The organism is Shewanella acanthi, assembly GCF_019457475.1.
GTDB lineage: Bacteria > Pseudomonadota > Gammaproteobacteria > Enterobacterales > Shewanellaceae > Shewanella > Shewanella acanthi.
The window spans coordinates 3897433-3914158 of record NZ_CP080413.1 but is presented as its reverse complement, the minus strand read 5'-3'; the positions used below and the strand labels follow the sequence as shown (position 1 = coordinate 3914158).

The following is a 16726-nucleotide window of genomic DNA, read 5'->3' as shown; positions in this document are numbered from 1 at the left end:
ATAACAAATTTGTTGCAATTGCCCCACCCCAGATAATATAACGTCGGTGCTTAAGAAAACGTTAAGTTTTATCCGTTGTGATAGCGCTTCTTGTTACCGATTTACAGAATGACTCTCCGTAGAGAGTGGAAGTTACTATTTGGGGTTGTACATGTTTTCTGGTTCTTCCATTCGTGGACGCCAATCTGCCTTCGGGCCATTTCGCGTTATTCTTATCTTCAGTTTATTGGCTCTCGCTGTATCCATGCTTAGCCGACTAGGGTTAGGGCTTTGGCAGGTGGAGCGTGTTGCCGCTGTTAATGGTTGGCCTCATCTCATCTTACAAGGCCTTAGAGTGGATATTGCAACCCTGTGTTGGTTGTGGGGCATTGCCGCACTCGGCACGGCTGTATTTGCTGGCGAACATGCTATCGGGCGATTATGGCTGCCGATACTCCGTGGTTGGTTAACGCTGGGATTGTGGGCCGTGCTGTTGTTAGAGCTTGCAACGCCTTCCTTTATCGAAGAATACGGTATTCGCCCCAATCGTTTATTCGTTGAATACCTGATTTATCCTAAGGAAGTACTGTCGATGCTCTGGGCTGGTCGCAAACTTGAGCTGATTTTTGCGGTCATTCTGTCAGTTACAACCTTGTATGGGGGATGGAAGCTTAGCGGTAAACTGACCCGCAACATTCGCTTTCCTCGCTGGTATTGGCGTCCCGTTTTAGTGGTGCTGGTGGCTGGTGTGACTTTTCTCGGCGCTCGTTCGACCCTAGGACACAGGCCCATTAATCCGGCCATGGTCGCCTTTGCAGAAGATCCGCTCGTCAATTCTTTGGTGATTAACTCGGCCTATTCACTCGTGTTTGCTATCAAGCAAATGGGGAGCGAAGATGATGCGTCTAAGGTGTATGGCAAGCTTAGTCATGACGAGATTATTGCAACCATCCGTGAGGCCAGTGGTCGCCCTGCGAGCGCCTTTGCCTCAGATACTGCGCCATCATTGAGTTTTAATCAGGCAAGTTATCAAGGAAAGCCTAAGAATCTGGTTATCCTGCTGCAGGAAAGTTTAGGAGCGCGTTTTGTCGGGAGTTTAGGCGGGCTGCCACTCACGCCCAATATCGATGCGCTGTCGAAGGAGGGATGGTACTTCGATAACCTCTATGCCACAGGCACCCGCTCGGTAAGGGGTATCGAGGCGATGACTACAGGTTTTACACCAACGCCGGCTCGCTCTGTGGTCAAGCTAGGAAAAAGTCAGACAGGCTTTTTCACCATCGCCGATTTGCTTAAAAACCATGGTTACACCACTCAGTTTATCTACGGCGGTGAGAGCCATTTTGACAATATGCGCAGCTTCTTCCTCGGCAATGGTTTCACTGACATTATTGAGCAACAGGATTATAAGTCCCCCGTTTTTACTGGGTCTTGGGGCGTTTCCGATGAAGATCTTATGCGCAAAGCCGATAGCGAATTTAAGCGATTATATAGCGAGGGTAAGCCATTCTTCAGCTTAGTGTTTAGCTCGAGCAACCATGACCCATTCGAATTTCCCGATGACAGAATCGAACTTTATGAGCAACCCAAGCAAACCCGCAATAACGCTGCTAAGTATGCCGATTACGCCTTAGGCGAGTTCTTTAAGTTGGCAAAAAATGCCGACTACTGGAAGGACACTATTTTTATTATCGTTGCTGACCACGACAGTCGTGTGGGCGGCGCAGATTTAGTCCCTGTTGCGCGTTTTCGTATTCCAGGGCTTATCCTAGGTGACGCTATTGCGCCCAAGCGTGACCACCGCATCGTGAGCCAAATCGACTTGCCGCCAACCCTTTTATCTTTGATTGGGGTGTCAGATTCCTACCCTATGCTAGGGCGAGATCTGACCCAGGTGAGGGATGATTGGCCTGGCCGGGCTTTGATGCAATACGATAAAAATTTTGCCCTGATGGAAGGCAATGAGGTGGTGATCCTTCAACCTGAAAAGGCGGCACAGGGGTTCCAATACGATGCCAAGTCCGAGAGTTTATCTCCCTATGAACCTGCAAAGGCGCTGGAGAAGAAAGCATTGAGTTGGGCACTATGGGGCAGTTTGGCCTATCAGCAGGGGTTATATCGGTTATAGTAAGTTCTACTTTCCGCCACATTGAAGGGCGTAAATGCCGCTATGTTTATGCCAAAACAAAGCGGCATTTTTTATGGTTTGGGTTTTATCTTTGGGAAGTGAGAGTTCGTTTTGGCGATCCCAAAAGGAGACGTTTAGGCTGACGCGTTAATCAAAGGTGCAGATTCGGGACGGGTCTGATGTTGATAGAATTGACTTATGCGCTGGCCGAGTTTTTGATAAAACTGTTCGCTCTCACCTTGAATGGCTTGACGATGACTACTGGTATTCAAACTGGCCGTTTGAGTCCGCCCACTGTTAGCCATCACTTTGATGTCTTTGCGTTGTAATGCGGCTGGTGCACGACTGGGAATAATCAGGTTTTTGGGTAACACTCGCTCAGCGATGACCGAAGGGGCTTTTTGCTCCTGCTGCTGTTGGCTCTGTTGCTTGGATGATTGCTGTTGCTGCTGTTTTTCCTGAATTTGTTGCTGATTTTGCGCGATTAACTTGGCTTGTTGATCGGCGCTGCGCTCATTTTGTGGATTAAAGGCACGTTCTTCGTGACCCTTAGTGGCTTCTTGCGGTGGAATAACCACGGGTTTTAGCTGATTGTCTACCCGAGCAGAGTCCGTCGCGACATTAGTTGTCGCTAGCGGCACCTGAGGATAATTACTGACAACCAGCATAATAAATTCCTTGCATCATTTATGGTTAAATTCTAGCCATTTGAGGTGCAAAGATAAAGCGCTAACGATGTAATTGCGTAAGCCAAGATCTTAAAGCCTGCAAAAACTCATCGGGGTGGGAAATAAAAGGAGCATGGGAGGCTTTAGGCATCATCACGTCTTGAAAGTGAGTCGCCGTTGGTAATTTAGGTTGAACGCGTTTGGGGACGAGTCCATCGAGTCTGCCCCACATTCTAAGCCAAGGCTGTTGGATGCTGGGTAACTGCTCCCTTAAATCGATATCCTTAAGCATAGCTAGGCCCTGCAGAAGGGCGGCCTCATTGGGCAGGGGCTTAGCTAAGACCAGATCCCGCAGTCGCTTGATATCATCCTTGGCGGTTTCGCTACCCATGGCCTGAATCGCTAAAAAGCGTTCGATGGTTTTAGGAAGATTTTGTCCGAGTTGTTCGCCAAATTGGCGCAACACTTGGGGTGGAATCCCAGGCCATGCTTCATCTTCCCGCGCCATAAAGCAGGGTGAAGACGCGATAGTAATTAGCCCTTTAACTTTTTCTGGATAGGCCAATGCTGCCTGGGTTGCAACCAGTCCGCCCAGTGACCAGCCAGCCCAAATCGCATCCATTGGCAGTGCTACAACGAGGGCATCGACCCAATCTGCTAATTCCCCTGTGAGGGGCTGACTTAAGCCAAACCCCGGCAAGTCGACATAGTGCACTCTATACTCTGTGAGCGACGCTTGCAGCGGTGCAAACACTGCACTGTTAACCCCCCAACCGTGGAGCATAACCAGATCGGGCCCTTGGCCGAAAGATTCGATATGCAGCTTAGTTACTTGGCTGTGGGAAGCAGGTGTCACGGAAATACCTCTATTCGATTAAGTGCTTATGGAAAGCGAAAGCAAATGGAATTGGCGAAAAGGTTAAAGCTTCGGCATTTTGCCCAATATATTTGGACGCATTACTTGGCGGGGAGTTTACCTAACCGCTGCCTGCTGTGCCACCAATCCTTGTCTGCGGATAAGTCGGGAATTTGCTCCGTTTGCTTGCAAGCCTGCCTGTATCGCACCCCAATTTGTCTCGGTTGCGGTAAGTCTATGCTGATTCAAATCGACTACTGCGGCGAGTGCCAGAAGCAAGCACCGATAAAAGTGATTGCGCCTTGCAGTTATCATCAGGGATTAGGACCTTGGATTGCCGCCATTAAGTATCAGCGGCAACTTGCCGCGCTGCCCGTGTTATGCGAAGCGTTAGCCGAACGAATTAGACAACTCGAACAGCAGGGATTGGTCACGTTTCCCCAGGCGATTTTGCCCGTGCCACTGCACCCGAAACGATTACGCCAGCGCGGCTTTAATCAGGCATGGTTAATCGCTAAGGAATTATCACATAGCTTAAATCTACCCTTAGTGGATAACAGTTTGAGGCGCATTCAAGATACTAAACCCCAGGCGGGGCTGACGGGGGCGCAGCGGCGGCGCAATTTATATGATGCCTTTGAATTAGAATCGGAATTTACCTATCAGCGGATTGCCTTAATCGATGATGTCGTGACGACGGGAACGACTATCGCTGAAATTTCCCGCTTGTTCGAGGCGCGATTTGTTCAAGTGCAGGTATGGTGTTTGGCGCGGGCTGAAGCGCCAGGGTTGCTTGATGATTTGGATGTTATTTAGGTCAGTCGCCTAAGGAATGTACTAGGTCAAAGCCAATAAAATCCTAGCCTTTAAAGCGTGATGGATTTTGCAAAACCTCATAACTTGATACCCTAGGGACTACAAAGCGTGTGCGAGTCGGAGTATCATACGCCTAATTCTTACTAAATCACTCAGGTATCCCCTGACGGAGCTGGTTCCATGATTACTATTTCCGATGCGGCTCAGGCCCATTTTGTAAAGTTGTTAGCAGATCAACCTGAAGGCACTCATATTCGCGTATTTGTGATCAGCCCAGGTACCGCACAAGCTGAGTGTGGCGTGTCATATTGCCCACCAGATGCAGTTGAAAGCGATGATATTGAACTCGAATTCAATGGCTTTAGCGCTATGGTCGATGAGAAGAGTGCGCCATTCCTTGAAGAAGCTTCAATCGATTTCGTGACCGATCAGTTAGGTTCACAATTAACCCTAAAAGCCCCTAACGCGAAAATGCGTAAAGTGGCTGACAATGCGCCACTGGCGGAGCGTGTTGAATACGTGCTGCAATCTGAAATCAATCCACAGTTAGCCAGCCACGGCGGCAACATCATGCTGGTTGAAATCAGTAAAGAAGGCGTAGCTGTACTGCAATTCGGCGGTGGTTGTAACGGTTGTTCTCAAGTGGATATTACCCTCAAGGATGGTATTGAAAAGCAACTGTTAGATATGTTCGCGGGTGAGTTGACCGGCGTGCGTGACGTAACAGATCACCAGCACGGTGAGCATTCATACGCTTAATCCTTATCGTTAGGGAATAGAGTGAGTAATAAAAAACGCGACCAGAGGTCGCGTTTTTTATAAATACAATGATGTCATCAGCCAAATATGTTACTAAACCGATAGTGCAACCCGAGGGTGATACTTCTAGCTATCATAAATATTGTCATTGCCATCCACAGGGCGTGATTGGCCTGTTCTGGCGCTAAAAAAGCTTGAGTGACAAACCACGTCGGAAAAAAGGCGCCAAAGGTCGCGACAATCATGCTGTTGCGCATGGCTTTGCCTTGAGTTGCACCGATATAGACGCCATCAAATAGGTAGGAGCTAAAGGCGCAGAGCGGCATAAATATCATCCATATCAAGTAATTTGAGGCTGTACCTCGCACAGCTTCAATGTTGGTTAGTAGGCCGATAATGTTATTGCCCCACAGGGCAAATACGAGGCTAAAGCCAAGGGCTATTACGGCAGACCAACTCCAAGCTAGACGCACAGCATCTCGCACTTGTTCAGGTTTGCGTCTAAACGCTTTACCTACTTCGGCTTCGGCATAATAGGCTATGCCATCGAGGGCGTAGGCGGTCAGCATTAATAGATTGAGTAATACTGCATTGGCGGCGACCGTGTTATCCCCAAGGCTGGCACCATGGAAAGTCATAAAGGCAAAGGCCGCTTGTAGGCACAGGCTTCTGATAAAAATATCGGTGTTAAGTCTAAGTAACCGACCATAGCCCTTGAGACCGATATGGCTTAGTAGCTGACTAACTGCAAAAAGAGGTGTGAGCTTAAGTTGCTGTAATACCATAAAAAGCGCGATGCTAAATGCGGCAATATCGGCAAATACCGAGGCGAGTGCCGCGCCTTTTACGCCCCAGCCTAAGCCTAAAACAAAGAGAATATCGAGCAGTATGTTGGCTAGATTGGCGCAAATCAGTTGCCACATGGCGGCTTTGGGTTGTTGCCTACCAAGCAGCCAGCCCAACATCACTAGATTGAGTAGCGCGAAAGGCGTTGACCAGACCCTGATATAAAAATACTCGCGGCAATACCTCATAACCTCTTCACTTGCAGAGGTTACGCCCAAGGCGAAATCGAGCAGGGGCATTTGCAGCAGGAGCACTATTCCCCCTAGGCCGCAGGCCAACATGGTACCCTGAACAAGTAATTTTTGCTGAGCATCGATATCGTTGGCACCATAGGCTTGGGCGACTAATCCCGTTGTCGCCATCCGCAGAAAACCCAATAACCAAACGATCAGCGTGATAATCGTTGACCCGAGTGCTACGCCACCTAAATAATATGCGTCGCTCAAATGGCCAACTACTGCGGTATCTACTAATCCAAGCAGCGGAACCGTGATATTGGAAAGGATCATCGGCAGCGCAAGCGCCAGCAATTGGCGATGTTTAGTCGCATCGCAAAGTAGCGTCCGCCAACTGGAATTCACATTATTCATTGATTTAAAGGTGTTCACATTATGGTTAAACGTGCGTTGTTGGCACTGATGGGGCTAATGGCTTTTTCGGCACATGCGGTGGTGATTTTGCAATATCACCATGTGTCGGAAACTACGCCTAAGGTGACGAGCGTAACCCCTGCACAATTTAGAGCGCAAATGCAGTTTCTCGCCGACGAAGGTTTTAAGGTCATCCCCCTGGCCCAAGTGGTGGATGCCATTAAACAAAAACAGGATTTACCCGCAAAAACTGTTGCCATCACCTTTGATGATGGTTATCGCAGCATTGCCACTACCGCACATCCTATCCTAAAGGAATTTGGTTATCCCTACACTTTATTTGTCGCGATTGAGCCTATTAAACAAAAGTTTACTGAGATGATGACCTGGGAGGAATTAGTCCAACTATCGAAGGAAGGGGCCGAGATAGCTAACCATAGCTGGGCGCATGAGCACCTTATTCGCAGGCTAGATAAAGAGTCGGAGTCACAATGGTTGGCACGCATTAAGTCCAGCATTTTAGACACAGAAAAAGCCATTGCCGATGCTACCGGCCAGAATCTAAAAATGCTCGCCTATCCCTATGGGGAATACAACCAAGCGATTGCCGATATGCTGACCGAAAACGGCTTTGTCGCCTTTGGGCAGCAATCGGGAGCTGCCGGGCCCTACTCGCCATTGACGGCCTTGCCGCGCTTTCCTGTTGCGGGTCAATATGCGGATTTAACAACGCTTAAATCCAAGTTATATAGCCTCAACATGCCAGTAGTGAGCCAAACACCAAGCGATCCTGAGCTTAAAGCGGGTCACTGGCGACCGGAGCTGCGCGTGACCTTAGATATGACAGATATTTCTGCCAAACAGATGATGTGCTATATCCAAGGGCAGGGTGCGAAGCAACCTAAGTGGCTGAGTGGAAATGAGTTTAGTATTCAAGCTGATTTGCCATTGAATGCGGGGCGTGCCCGTTACAACTGCACAGTACCGAGTAAAAGTAAGGGGGGTTTTTATTGGTTTTCCCAACCTTGGGTTAGACCCAAGGATGATGGCACTTGGATTAAGGAATAGGCTAGCGATGGTAGCTTTTCACTATCTTGGCAAAGTCGTTTATTAGGTTTTCATTCAATATTTGCGCGGGTTTACCAAGGCTTGGGGTGGATTTAAATACCGCAACCCGAGTGCCAAGAGGTGAAACTAATACATAACTTGCGCTGTGGTCGACTTGATAGCTATCGCCGTCATCGACCATAGCGTAAGTGAGGCCAAGGCTGCGGCTTAATGGAAAAATCTGCGCCTGCTCACCCGTTACTGCTTTAAAATCAGCATTAAAGTAGTTCACATAGGTTAAGAGTTTATCCGGTGTATCCCGTTTGGGATCAACGGATAAGAACACCACCTGTAGCGGCGCGATTTTGCTGAGCTCTGGGTAGGCTGCGGCTAAGCGGTTAAGTGTTGTTGGGCATACATCGGGGCAGAAGGTGTAACCAATAAAAAACAGGCTCCATTTCCCCTGCAGATTGGCATTGGTAAAGGGCTGTTGATGTTGATCGACAAGCTCAAATGGAACGATATCGAGATCCTCAGGAAAGATAAATCCACTTTGTAATTCAACCGGATGTGACCTTTCATACAGGGCAGAGATTAACCCGCCCAAACCAATTAATAGGATAACGATAACTAGGATTCTTTTTTTCATTATTAGCTCCAGTAAATCCCTATGCCTTGAGCGCTAAATCAACAAGTAATGATCAACTAACAGCGCCATAAATAACAGCATCAAATGGTAAATTGAAAATCGGAACAGCTGCATGGCTAAACCTTGTCTGTCCTGGTACTTAAGTTGCCATGCTTTATAAATAAATCCAGTACTTAGCAAGCTTGAACATACAAAATATATTGGGCCACACATGCCAACCAAGACCGGCAGTAGGCATGCAAGTGCCAGCAGGACGGTGTAGAGTAGGATGCAGGTTTTCGTAAACTCGACACCATGGGTGACGGGTAGCATAGGAATGTCGACCTTGGCATATTCGGCGCGTCTGTGGATCGCCAGTGCCCAAAAGTGGGGCGGTGTCCAAGTAAAGATGATGATAACAAGCAGCAAAGCATGCCCGTGAAATTGATTGGTGATTGCTGTCCAGCCGAGCAGCGGCGGCATGGCGCCCGCTAAGCCGCCGATCACTATGTTCTGTGCCGTTGCGCGTTTAAGGTACGCAGTGTAAATCACCGCATATCCAATCAGGCTGGCGAAGGTGAGCCATGCCGTTAGTGGATTCGTAAAAGCGTATAAAATCCAAAAGCCAACGGCGCCCAATAAGCTGGCAAACAGCAGTGCCCGACTAACCAATACTCTTCCCTTCGGCAGTGGCCGATTATAGGTGCGCGCCATTAAGCCATCGATGCGCCTATCGATTAAATGATTAAATGCTGCCGCCGAACCCGCCATCATAGCTATGCCGATAAGGCCTGCTATTAACGGTTTGACTGGGAGGCTACCTGGCACGGCTAAACACATGCCGACCAAGACGGTGAGTAACATTAAAGCGACGACCTTAGGTTTAGTCATTTCTAAATAGGCTCGCCATTGTAATGTTGGCGTTGTGTGGCTACGGCCGATGGACAGGAGTTTATTCATTACATAGTCCTCTAGGCTCTGCGCCACAGAAAGTAGTTAATCGCGACTAGGGTCAGCAATAGTAGTGCTGCGCCGCCGTTATGGGAGACGGCAACGCCCAGGGGTAAGTGCATTACCACGTTAGAAATCCCTAGGCTGACCTGCAGGATCACTAAACCAATCAGTAACAGACTTAGGCTTCTTAAACCTAAGTTGCTGACATATAACCTAAATGCTAGTAGCAGCAATAGCCCCGCGGTGACCATGGCCCCAAGGCGATGGGCAATATGAATGGTCATCCTTGAATGGTAATCGAGTACGCCAAACTCAAAGCTGGGATGATCGCCTTGAAAGGGGGAGAAGGCTTTTGCAAACGCGAGGTTATCGACCCAATTACCTTCGCATATGGGCAGTGAGGTACAGGCTAGTGCCGCATAATTTGAGGACGTCCAGCCTCCAAGCATGATCTGCAGAATCAAGGTAAACAGACTCAGCAATGCCAGTTTGGCTAGGGGCTTAGTATCGGGTGTGCTGGCAATTCGGTTAGCAAAAACCCGCCTAGGCCTAGATTGCAAATACAGTAGCAGGAGCAAGGAAATAAGGCTGAAACCGCCGATTAAATGGGACATCACGACGATAGGCATCAGCTTCATGGTGACTGTCCACATCCCCAGTGCCCCTTGGAATAAAATCAGCAATACAATCGCCAGCGGCAGTTTTTTCGGCGCCTGCGCATCCCTAAAACTGAGGTACAGGATAAGTACCACAAGTCCGCCCAGCGTGGCAGCGATATAGCGGTGGATCATCTCCAGCCACGCTTTTTCGGGATGAATGTCATGGTCCGGAAAAATCGTTTGGGCATGGGCGATTTCATGGTCTTGAGTTGGCACCTTGATATGGCCATAACATCCCGGCCAGTCTGGGCAACCTAAGCCAGCATCCGAGAGCCGAGTATACGCTCCCATCAAAATCACCATTAGGGTAAATACTAGCGTTAAGCGGATTATCCAAGTCAGCTGCATCAATCGACCCTCGACAGTTTTAATAATTTACGTAGATCGGCCAAGAGTGCTTTGCCTTGGGCCAGTTGGGCATCGTTACCCTTAACCTGCGGGTAACGTAAAACCAAGCTGCCGAGTGGGTCGACAAGGATCAGTTGCTGTTCATTCAGTAGGCTTTGTAAATTGGTGTCGACCGTGCGGGTTGCAAAATGAAATGACGTTAGTGCCTGCTGATCGCTGTTTTTATCGAGAAGAATAACAGGTGATACTCTGTCTTGGTCGGGACCAAGCGCCGTATGGCTTTGTTGCAGAATATACAAACGCTCAAGGCAGTCTGCATCGCACTGGGCGGGTAATAGATAGAGTAGCTGCCACTCCTTAGGAATGGGATTGCTGACACCAAGGCTGGAATAGCTTATCTCTTGGCTAAAGAGTTCCCCATGGTTGGTCGCGCCCCCATGGTACCAATTGAGGCTTAAAACTAATTTGGCGAGTAGCACAGGGGCGATAAAGGCCAGTAGCAATAGTCCTAGCGCGCGATGTTTAGTGTTTAATTGGGAGTTCATTGTTGCTCCTCTGTCTATTGTCCCTAATAGGTTGTTCTAAATTTTTGGTAGCGCTGTGGTTGATACTTAGTCTTTGGCCTCCCTACGATTGCGAGTTAGTAACTTTACGCCTTGCCAACCCATCAGCCCTGCAAATACAGTCGCCATCGCGAACCATTGCACCGCGTAACCCCAATGTTTCTGTGCTGAAATGGGAAAGGGCTGCCAAGGGTGAGGAAGGCTGAGATGAGGTAAGCTATCGGGTTGTAACACTGCAGCAAGAAGTGGATGACTAATTGCGGTTTCTATTTCGGTTAAATTCAGGTTTTGAAAGCGCACTGTATCACCATCTTCAGCCAATAATTTATGGCTTAAAGGATTGATTTGTCTTTGATAAAGCCTGCCGATGAGTTCGACTTCATTAACTATAGGGTCTATATGGGGCAATTGGCGGCGATCATGGGGCGCGGCGATAAACCCCAACTCAACCATCAGATAGGGCTGGTCGGCATCCAGTTGCATCAATTGAAATCCGAGATAACCCACTTGACCCTGGTAGACTTGGTTATCGAGCAGCCAGATCTGCTGGCTGACGGGAGATGCCTTGACTCGCAGGCGGTAGGCGGTGAGATCTTCAAACTGGGATTTATCGAGTGCTTGGCTGAAGGTCAGGGCTGGCGCGGCTTGCCTTGCCTGCATCTGTTCGAATAGTTGTGACTTTTCATCGCCCCTTGCGAGTTGCCAAAATCCTAGCTTGACCAAAATCACGAATAGGGTCACAGTCAATATCAGTAATAAAACCATTCGCTTATGCAGCAGAACATAAGGATATTGCATGAATACCCCGCTCATTTTTAAATTGGTTTTAGTCCTGCTGTTGCTGTTTATCATCTTTAACTTGGGTAGAGCCTTATTTATTATGGTGAAGGGCGATGAAAAGGTTCCCATGAGCCGTTATCTCGGTCGTAGGGTGATATTTTCTGTTATCGTCATTCTGTTGTTACTGCTCGCGTTGGGGACCGGGCTAATTGCGCCCAATCCCACACCGCATTAATCCCCTAAAGCACATAGACAAATACAAATAGGCACAGCCACACCACGTCTACAAAGTGCCAATACCAACTGCCCGCTTGGAAGGCGAAGTGTTTATCTGCGCTGAAGTGCCCCTTTAATACTCTAAAAAACAGCACTAACAGGAAGATAGTGCCTAGGGTGACGTGCATGCCATGGAAACCCGTTAGCAGAAAGAAAGTATTACCATAGACGCCCGAGGTGAGAGTCAGCCCCATTTCATGGTACGCGTGGCTATATTCTTCGGCTTGTAAAGCGAGAAAGCAGAGTCCAAGCAGAATGGTCAAACCAAGCCACAGGGTAATAGCGGTGCGTTTGCCTTTTTCTAAACTGATATGGGCAAAGTGCAGTGTGATCGACGAAGTGAGCAGTATTATTGTGTTTATCAAGGGCAGACCGTTCCAGCCCATGGCTTCTGTCGTTGTGCCGCCGGGGGTGGTGAGTAGTGGCCAAACAGCTTCGAAGTTAGGCCAAAGTACTTCGTGGGTCATGGCATTGTTGGATGCGCCTCCCAGCCAAGGTACTGAAATCATGCGGGCATAAAATAACGCCCCAAAAAAGGCGGCGAAGAACATCACTTCCGAGAAAATAAACCAGCTCATCCCTTGGCGGAATGATCTGTCCATTTGACTCGAATAGAGTCCCGTCATCGATTCTTTAATGACGGTCCTAAACCAGCCGACCAGCATAAATAGGATCACGGCGATTCCCGTCAGCAGGATATAACCCGCGCCCGAAGCGCCAGTTTTAATTTGTTGTACAAAGTGTCCAGCGCCAAAGGCGATGAGAAACAAACCAATCGCGCCCACGATGGGCCAAGCGCTTTGGGCGGGAACGTAGTAGGTCTCGTGTTTTGTGCTCATTTTGCAGCTCCTTGCTCTAAGGCAGACGCTAACTGCTTGTCGGTGATGTCGTAGAGGGTGTAAGAGAGGGTCAGGGTGTGGATCGACTCGGGTAGTTGAGGATCTACAAAGAAAATAAGTGGTAACTCAGCACTAGTGTCTGCGGCTAAGAGTTGTTGATTAAAGCAAAAGCATTCGGTCTTATTGAAATAGGCCGCGCCTTGGCCTGGAGAGACGGACGGAATCGCCTGACCGACGATAGCGCGGCTCGATTCATTACGAGCTAAAAATGCGGTGTGAATTAACTCCCCCGGATGCACTTTGAGGCGCTTGATTTGTGGCTCAAAGCGCCAGGGCATCCCGCTTTGTACTTGGGAGATAAACTCCACAGTGACAATTCGGTCGTTATCGACGGTGATTTCGCTATAACTGCTTGCCGTATTTGAAGTCTTACCGTTAATGCCCAATTTTTCACACAGTACATCGTAGAGTGGTACCAGTGCGAATCCAAAGCCAAACATCGCCACACAGCCTATGACCAATAGACTGATAAGCTTGTTATTTGACTTGGATGTCGGCACTGGGTTTGCCATCTTATTTCACCTCTGGCGGTGTACTAAAGGAGTGATAGGGCGCAGGACTTGGCAGGGTCCACTCTAAGCCTTCGCTGCCCTCCCAGGGTTTGTCCGGTGCTTTTTCTCCACCTTTGATGCACTTAATCACTAGCACGAGGAAAATTAATTGTGATAGACCGAAAGCAAAGCCGCCAATCGACACAATTTGGTTCACATCGGCAAATTGAATCGAGTAATCGGGAATGCGCCTTGGCATACCCGCAAGGCCAAGGAAATGCATAGGGAAAAACAACACGTTGACCGATATAACCGAGCACCAGAAGTGCCATTGGCCGAGCTTTTCATCGTACATGTGCCCAGTCCATTTAGGCAGCCAATAATAGGCTGCGGCCATAATGGAGAAGATGGCGCCAGTCACTAACACATAATGGAAGTGGGCAACCACAAAGTAAGTGTCGTGGTACTGAAAGTCGGCGGGTGTGATAGCCAGCATCAGCCCTGAAAATCCGCCGATAGTGAATAGAATGATAAAGGCGACGGCGAATAACATCGGGGTTTCGAAGCTCAATGAGCCGCGCCACATGGTTGCTACCCAGTTAAACACTTTTACCCCTGTTGGCACCGCAATCAGCATAGTGCAGTACATGAAAAACAGTTCTGCAAATACCGGCATCCCAGTGGTAAACATGTGGTGGGCCCAGACGAGGAAAGACAAAATTGCGATACTCGCCGTGGCATATACCATTGATGCATAACCGAATAATCTTTTTCGACTGAAGGCTGGCACAATGGCTGAAATGATGCCGAAGGAGGGCAGGATCATGATGTACACTTCGGGGTGGCCGAAGAACCAGAAAATATGCTGGAACATTACTGGGTCACCACCGCCAGCGGCATCGAAGAAGCTAGTACCAAAATACTTATCGGTCAGCACCATAGTGACGGCACCCGCAAGCACTGGCATCACAGCGATAAGCAGAAATGCAGTAATCAGCCAAGTCCAAACGAACAGCGGTAATTTCATCCAGGTCATGCCGGGGGCACGTAGGTTAACTATGGTCACAATGACGTTGATTGCACCCATAATTGAACTTATCCCCATGATATGAATAGAGAATACGAAAAGGGCGGTGCTATCTGCGCTATAGGTGGTTGATAAGGGGGCGTAGAAGGTCCAGCCAAAGTTGGGGCCGCCGCCTTCCATAAATAAGGAGCTCAAAAGGATCGCAAAGGCAAAGGGTAGGATCCAAAAGCTCCAGTTGTTCATCCTTGGTAGTGCCATATCTGGCGCGCCAATCATCATTGGAATCAGCCAGTTAGCTAGACCGGTAAAGGCTGGCATGACGGCGCCAAATACCATGATAAGGCCGTGGACTGTGGTCATTTGGTTAAAGAAGTTAGGTTCGACTAATTGTAACCCCGGTTGAAAAAGCTCGGCGCGGATTACCATTGCCATAGCGCCACCAGTCAAAAACATGATGAAGCTGAACCATAAATACAGGGTTCCGATGTCTTTGTGGTTCGTGGTGAGTATCCAGCGCATGATACCCGCAGGTGCGCCATGATGGTGGTCATCATGGCCAGCAACTTGATCTTGTGTCAGTGTGCTCATTGTTATCCCCTACTGTCCTTGGCGTGCGACATCAGCGGCTTGCACTGTATCGCCGGTATTATTGCCCCACGCATTGCGCTCATAGGTAATGACGGCAGCAAGCTGCTCAGCTGTGAGTTGTGTGCCAAATGCCTGCATCGCGGTGCCAGTTTTGCCATGCTTCACTATATCGATGTGATTTTCCACGGGACCAGTCGCGATGGCGCTAGCCGCAAGCGCTGGGAAGGCAGGAGGCATCCCTGTTCCCGTTAGCTGGTGGCAGGCAGCGCAGGTGGCGGCATAAACTTTTTCCCCCTCAGCCATGAGCTCATCATGGGAGAGCGTTGGAAAGCTTGCGGGATCGGCACTGGCAACGGATTCAGGTTGTGACGAAGCGGCTGGTTCGGGTGTGGATTCGGTTGTCGCAGCAGGTGTTGCTTTGGACTCAGTGGCAGTGTCAGCATTACCGTTAAGATAGGCATCCACATCCTTAGCTTGAACCGTATCGCCAGCGTTATTACCCCAAGCATTTCGCTCGTAGGTGACAACGGCGGCCATTTCTTGAGTTGTCAGCTGTTTAGCGAAGGCTTGCATGGCTGTGCCACTCTTGCCGTGCAGGACAATATCTAAGTGAGCTCCAACAGGCCCCGTTGCAATTGGACTGCCTTTAAGGGCGGGAAATACACCCTGCAAACCTTCACCGTTGGGCTGGTGGCAGGCAGCGCAGCGTGCAAGATACACCTGTTCGCCCTGGGCCATTAATTCATCCATCGATAGGGTTTGTGACAGCGCTGCCTGTGCGGCAGCGGCAGCGGCGCCCGCCGCTTGTTTCTGATCAGCAACCCAAGAATCGAACTCTGCTTCCGGTAGCGCCTTGACCACAATCGGCATAAAGCCGTGGTCTTTACCACACAGTTCGGCACACTGGCCACGATAAATTCCGGGTTCATCAATGCGAGTCCAAGCCTCGTTGATAAAACCAGGGTTAGCGTCTTTTTTTACTGCAAAGGCAGGTACCCACCATGAATGGATTACATCTTCTGAGGTCATCAAGAAGCGGATTTTTCGATGGATTGGCAACACGAGAGGTTTATCGACTTCGAGCAGATAATGCTCCCCTTTGGCTTCGGCACCTTCAATTTGTGCCCTTGGGGTGGCAAGAATGCTGTAAAACTCAATGTCTTGGTCGAAATAGCTGTAGTGCCATTTCCACTGTGAGCCTGTGACTTTAACGGTGAGATCTGCGTTAGTAGGATCTTCCATGGCGATTAAGGTCTTAGTCGCAGGAATGGCCATCATAATTAAGATCAGGAAGGGGATGATGGTCCAAGCGATTTCGACTTTAGTACTTTCGTGGAAGTGTGAAGCAACTGCACCTTTGGATTTGCGGTGATTGATCATGGCGTAAATCATCACACCAAATACCACAAGTCCAATAGCACAGCAGATGTACAGAATGGTCATGTGAAGGTGGTAAACCTTGCCACTGATTTCTGTTACGCCTTGAGTCATGTTGAACCGCATATTCTCTGCGGCGAGAGGCGGGGCGAATAGCACCGCGAGTAAACAATACAACCATTGCTTCACAAGACTTCTCCTCTGCCAATTGCGAAAAGCAACTACAAAGAAGAGCAACACAGTAAGTCTCAACTCTATGCAAACTCTTCAGTTCCCAAAAAAGCGATTTTGACTTCAACGTGCGTTAGCGGCTTACTTTTGATTAAGTATTGTTACTGCTGGAATTAGCCACACTGGCACATACTGCTGAATACACCCATTGTTCTCAATATTGTTGGGCAAGTGGAATTCGATATAGCGCTCGAAAATTTGCCTAAAGTTGTGGTA

Annotated in this window: 17 protein-coding genes; 5 read left to right on the top strand and 12 right to left on the bottom strand. The window is 48.9% G+C overall.

Features of this window, described 5'->3' with window-relative positions:
* Positions 1 to 151: 151 nt before the first annotated feature.
* Positions 152 to 2107 (top strand): LTA synthase family protein, encoded by a 1956-nt coding sequence (locus K0H61_RS16800; protein WP_220050599.1) that lies wholly within the window; start codon positions 152 to 154, stop codon positions 2105 to 2107.
* 134 nt (positions 2108 to 2241) lie between these two features.
* Here the strand turns inward: K0H61_RS16800 and K0H61_RS16795 are convergent, their stop codons facing one another.
* Both K0H61_RS16795 and bioH read right to left on the bottom strand, forming a co-directional pair.
* Positions 2242 to 2775 (bottom strand): hypothetical protein, encoded by a 534-nt coding sequence (locus K0H61_RS16795; protein WP_220050598.1) that lies wholly within the window; start codon positions 2773 to 2775, stop codon positions 2242 to 2244.
* Between the two features lie 61 nt (positions 2776 to 2836).
* Entirely contained in the window at positions 2837 to 3631 is a 795-nt protein-coding gene (gene bioH / locus K0H61_RS16790) for a pimeloyl-ACP methyl ester esterase BioH (protein ID WP_258405974.1), read from the bottom strand.
* 45 nt (positions 3632 to 3676) lie between these two features.
* On the opposite strand from bioH, the gene K0H61_RS16785 reads away from it, so the two are divergent.
* Together K0H61_RS16785 and nfuA are read left to right on the top strand one after the other, a co-directional pair.
* Positions 3677 to 4447 (top strand): ComF family protein, encoded by a 771-nt coding sequence (locus K0H61_RS16785; RefSeq protein ID WP_220050597.1) that lies wholly within the window; start codon positions 3677 to 3679, stop codon positions 4445 to 4447.
* Positions 4448 to 4627: 180 nt separating this feature from the next.
* On the top strand, positions 4628 to 5206 hold the full coding sequence (gene nfuA / locus K0H61_RS16780) for a Fe-S biogenesis protein NfuA (RefSeq protein WP_220050596.1): 579 nt from the start codon (positions 4628 to 4630) through the stop codon (positions 5204 to 5206).
* 77 nt (positions 5207 to 5283) lie between these two features.
* Here the strand turns inward: nfuA and K0H61_RS16775 are convergent, their stop codons facing one another.
* A complete protein-coding gene (locus tag K0H61_RS16775; RefSeq protein WP_220052777.1) occupies positions 5284 to 6561 on the bottom strand; it encodes an MATE family efflux transporter in 1278 nt (425 codons plus the stop codon).
* Positions 6562 to 6663: 102 nt separating this feature from the next.
* Here K0H61_RS16775 and K0H61_RS16770 point away from each other — a divergent pair, with 102 nt between their 5' ends.
* Complete coding sequence (locus K0H61_RS16770; protein WP_220050595.1) at positions 6664 to 7710, top strand: polysaccharide deacetylase family protein; 1047 nt, start codon at positions 6664 to 6666, stop codon at positions 7708 to 7710.
* Between the two features lies 1 nt (position 7711).
* Here K0H61_RS16770 and K0H61_RS16765 read toward each other — a convergent pair whose 3' ends face one another.
* The 5 genes from K0H61_RS16765 to K0H61_RS16745 form a co-directional block, all read right to left on the bottom strand.
* Entirely contained in the window at positions 7712 to 8338 is a 627-nt protein-coding gene (locus tag K0H61_RS16765) for an SCO family protein (RefSeq protein WP_220050594.1), read from the bottom strand.
* 33 nt (positions 8339 to 8371) lie between these two features.
* The gene (gene cyoE, locus K0H61_RS16760; protein WP_220050593.1) at positions 8372 to 9277 is read right to left on the bottom strand and encodes a heme o synthase; all 906 of its coding nucleotides are present in this window, start codon (positions 9275 to 9277) and stop codon (positions 8372 to 8374) included.
* An 11-nt stretch (positions 9278 to 9288) separates the two neighbouring features.
* Positions 9289 to 10278 carry a COX15/CtaA family protein gene (locus tag K0H61_RS16755; protein WP_220050592.1) on the bottom strand — a complete coding sequence of 330 codons (990 nt, stop codon included), beginning with the start codon at positions 10276 to 10278 and terminating at the stop codon, positions 9289 to 9291.
* Entirely contained in the window at positions 10278 to 10823 is a 546-nt protein-coding gene (locus K0H61_RS16750) for a redox-active disulfide-containing membrane protein (protein WP_220050591.1), read from the bottom strand. Before K0H61_RS16750 ends, K0H61_RS16755 begins: the two co-directional genes overlap by 1 nt.
* Positions 10824 to 10889: 66 nt before the next feature.
* Complete coding sequence (locus K0H61_RS16745) at positions 10890 to 11639, bottom strand: SURF1 family protein (protein WP_220050590.1); 750 nt, start codon at positions 11637 to 11639, stop codon at positions 10890 to 10892.
* Here K0H61_RS16745 and K0H61_RS16740 point away from each other — a divergent pair.
* Positions 11638 to 11856: a DUF2909 domain-containing protein gene (locus tag K0H61_RS16740; protein WP_220050589.1), complete on the top strand. Its 219-nt coding sequence runs from the start codon at positions 11638 to 11640 to the stop codon at positions 11854 to 11856. The two genes, K0H61_RS16745 and K0H61_RS16740, sit on opposite strands and share 2 nt — an antisense overlap.
* A 4-nt stretch (positions 11857 to 11860) precedes the next feature.
* On the opposite strand, the gene K0H61_RS16735 is transcribed toward K0H61_RS16740, so the two are convergent.
* The 4 genes from K0H61_RS16735 to coxB are packed head-to-tail and all read right to left on the bottom strand — an operon-like array spanning position 11861 to position 16468.
* Positions 11861 to 12736 (bottom strand): cytochrome c oxidase subunit 3, encoded by an 876-nt coding sequence (locus K0H61_RS16735; protein ID WP_220050588.1) that lies wholly within the window; start codon positions 12734 to 12736, stop codon positions 11861 to 11863.
* A complete protein-coding gene (locus tag K0H61_RS16730; RefSeq protein ID WP_220050587.1) occupies positions 12733 to 13308 on the bottom strand; it encodes a cytochrome c oxidase assembly protein in 576 nt (191 codons plus the stop codon). Before K0H61_RS16730 ends, K0H61_RS16735 begins: the two co-directional genes overlap by 4 nt.
* Position 13309: 1 nt before the next feature.
* On the bottom strand, positions 13310 to 14902 hold the full coding sequence (ctaD, locus tag K0H61_RS16725) for a cytochrome c oxidase subunit I (RefSeq protein WP_220050586.1): 1593 nt from the start codon (positions 14900 to 14902) through the stop codon (positions 13310 to 13312).
* Between the two features lie 9 nt (positions 14903 to 14911).
* The gene (gene coxB / locus K0H61_RS16720) at positions 14912 to 16468 is read right to left on the bottom strand and encodes a cytochrome c oxidase subunit II (protein ID WP_220050585.1); all 1557 of its coding nucleotides are present in this window, start codon (positions 16466 to 16468) and stop codon (positions 14912 to 14914) included.
* Positions 16469 to 16726 lie beyond the last annotated feature (258 nt).

Bases quoted from the DNA above. Each gene is read 5' to 3' on its own strand.
- K0H61_RS16800 (WP_220050599.1), top strand. From the start codon at position 152: ATGTTTTCTGGTTCTTCCATTCGTGGACGCCAATCTGCCTTCGGGCCA.
- K0H61_RS16795 (WP_220050598.1), bottom strand. From the start codon at position 2,775: ATGCTGGTTGTCAGTAATTATCCTCAGGTGCCGCTAGCGACAACTAAT.
- K0H61_RS16785 (WP_220050597.1), top strand. From the start codon at position 3,677: ATGGAATTGGCGAAAAGGTTAAAGCTTCGGCATTTTGCCCAATATATT.
- nfuA (WP_220050596.1), top strand. From the start codon at position 4,628: ATGATTACTATTTCCGATGCGGCTCAGGCCCATTTTGTAAAGTTGTTA.
- K0H61_RS16775 (WP_220052777.1), bottom strand. From the start codon at position 6,561: ATGATCCTTTCCAATATCACGGTTCCGCTGCTTGGATTAGTAGATACC.
- K0H61_RS16770 (WP_220050595.1), top strand. From the start codon at position 6,664: ATGGTTAAACGTGCGTTGTTGGCACTGATGGGGCTAATGGCTTTTTCG.
- K0H61_RS16765 (WP_220050594.1), bottom strand. From the start codon at position 8,338: ATGAAAAAAAGAATCCTAGTTATCGTTATCCTATTAATTGGTTTGGGC.
- cyoE (WP_220050593.1), bottom strand. From the start codon at position 9,277: ATGAATAAACTCCTGTCCATCGGCCGTAGCCACACAACGCCAACATTA.
- K0H61_RS16755 (WP_220050592.1), bottom strand. From the start codon at position 10,278: ATGCAGCTGACTTGGATAATCCGCTTAACGCTAGTATTTACCCTAATG.
- K0H61_RS16750 (WP_220050591.1), bottom strand. From the start codon at position 10,823: ATGAACTCCCAATTAAACACTAAACATCGCGCGCTAGGACTATTGCTA.
- K0H61_RS16740 (WP_220050589.1), top strand. From the start codon at position 11,638: ATGAATACCCCGCTCATTTTTAAATTGGTTTTAGTCCTGCTGTTGCTG.
- K0H61_RS16745 (WP_220050590.1), bottom strand. From the start codon at position 11,639: ATGCAATATCCTTATGTTCTGCTGCATAAGCGAATGGTTTTATTACTG.
- K0H61_RS16735 (WP_220050588.1), bottom strand. From the start codon at position 12,736: ATGAGCACAAAACACGAGACCTACTACGTTCCCGCCCAAAGCGCTTGG.
- K0H61_RS16730 (WP_220050587.1), bottom strand. From the start codon at position 13,308: ATGGCAAACCCAGTGCCGACATCCAAGTCAAATAACAAGCTTATCAGT.
- ctaD (WP_220050586.1), bottom strand. From the start codon at position 14,902: ATGAGCACACTGACACAAGATCAAGTTGCTGGCCATGATGACCACCAT.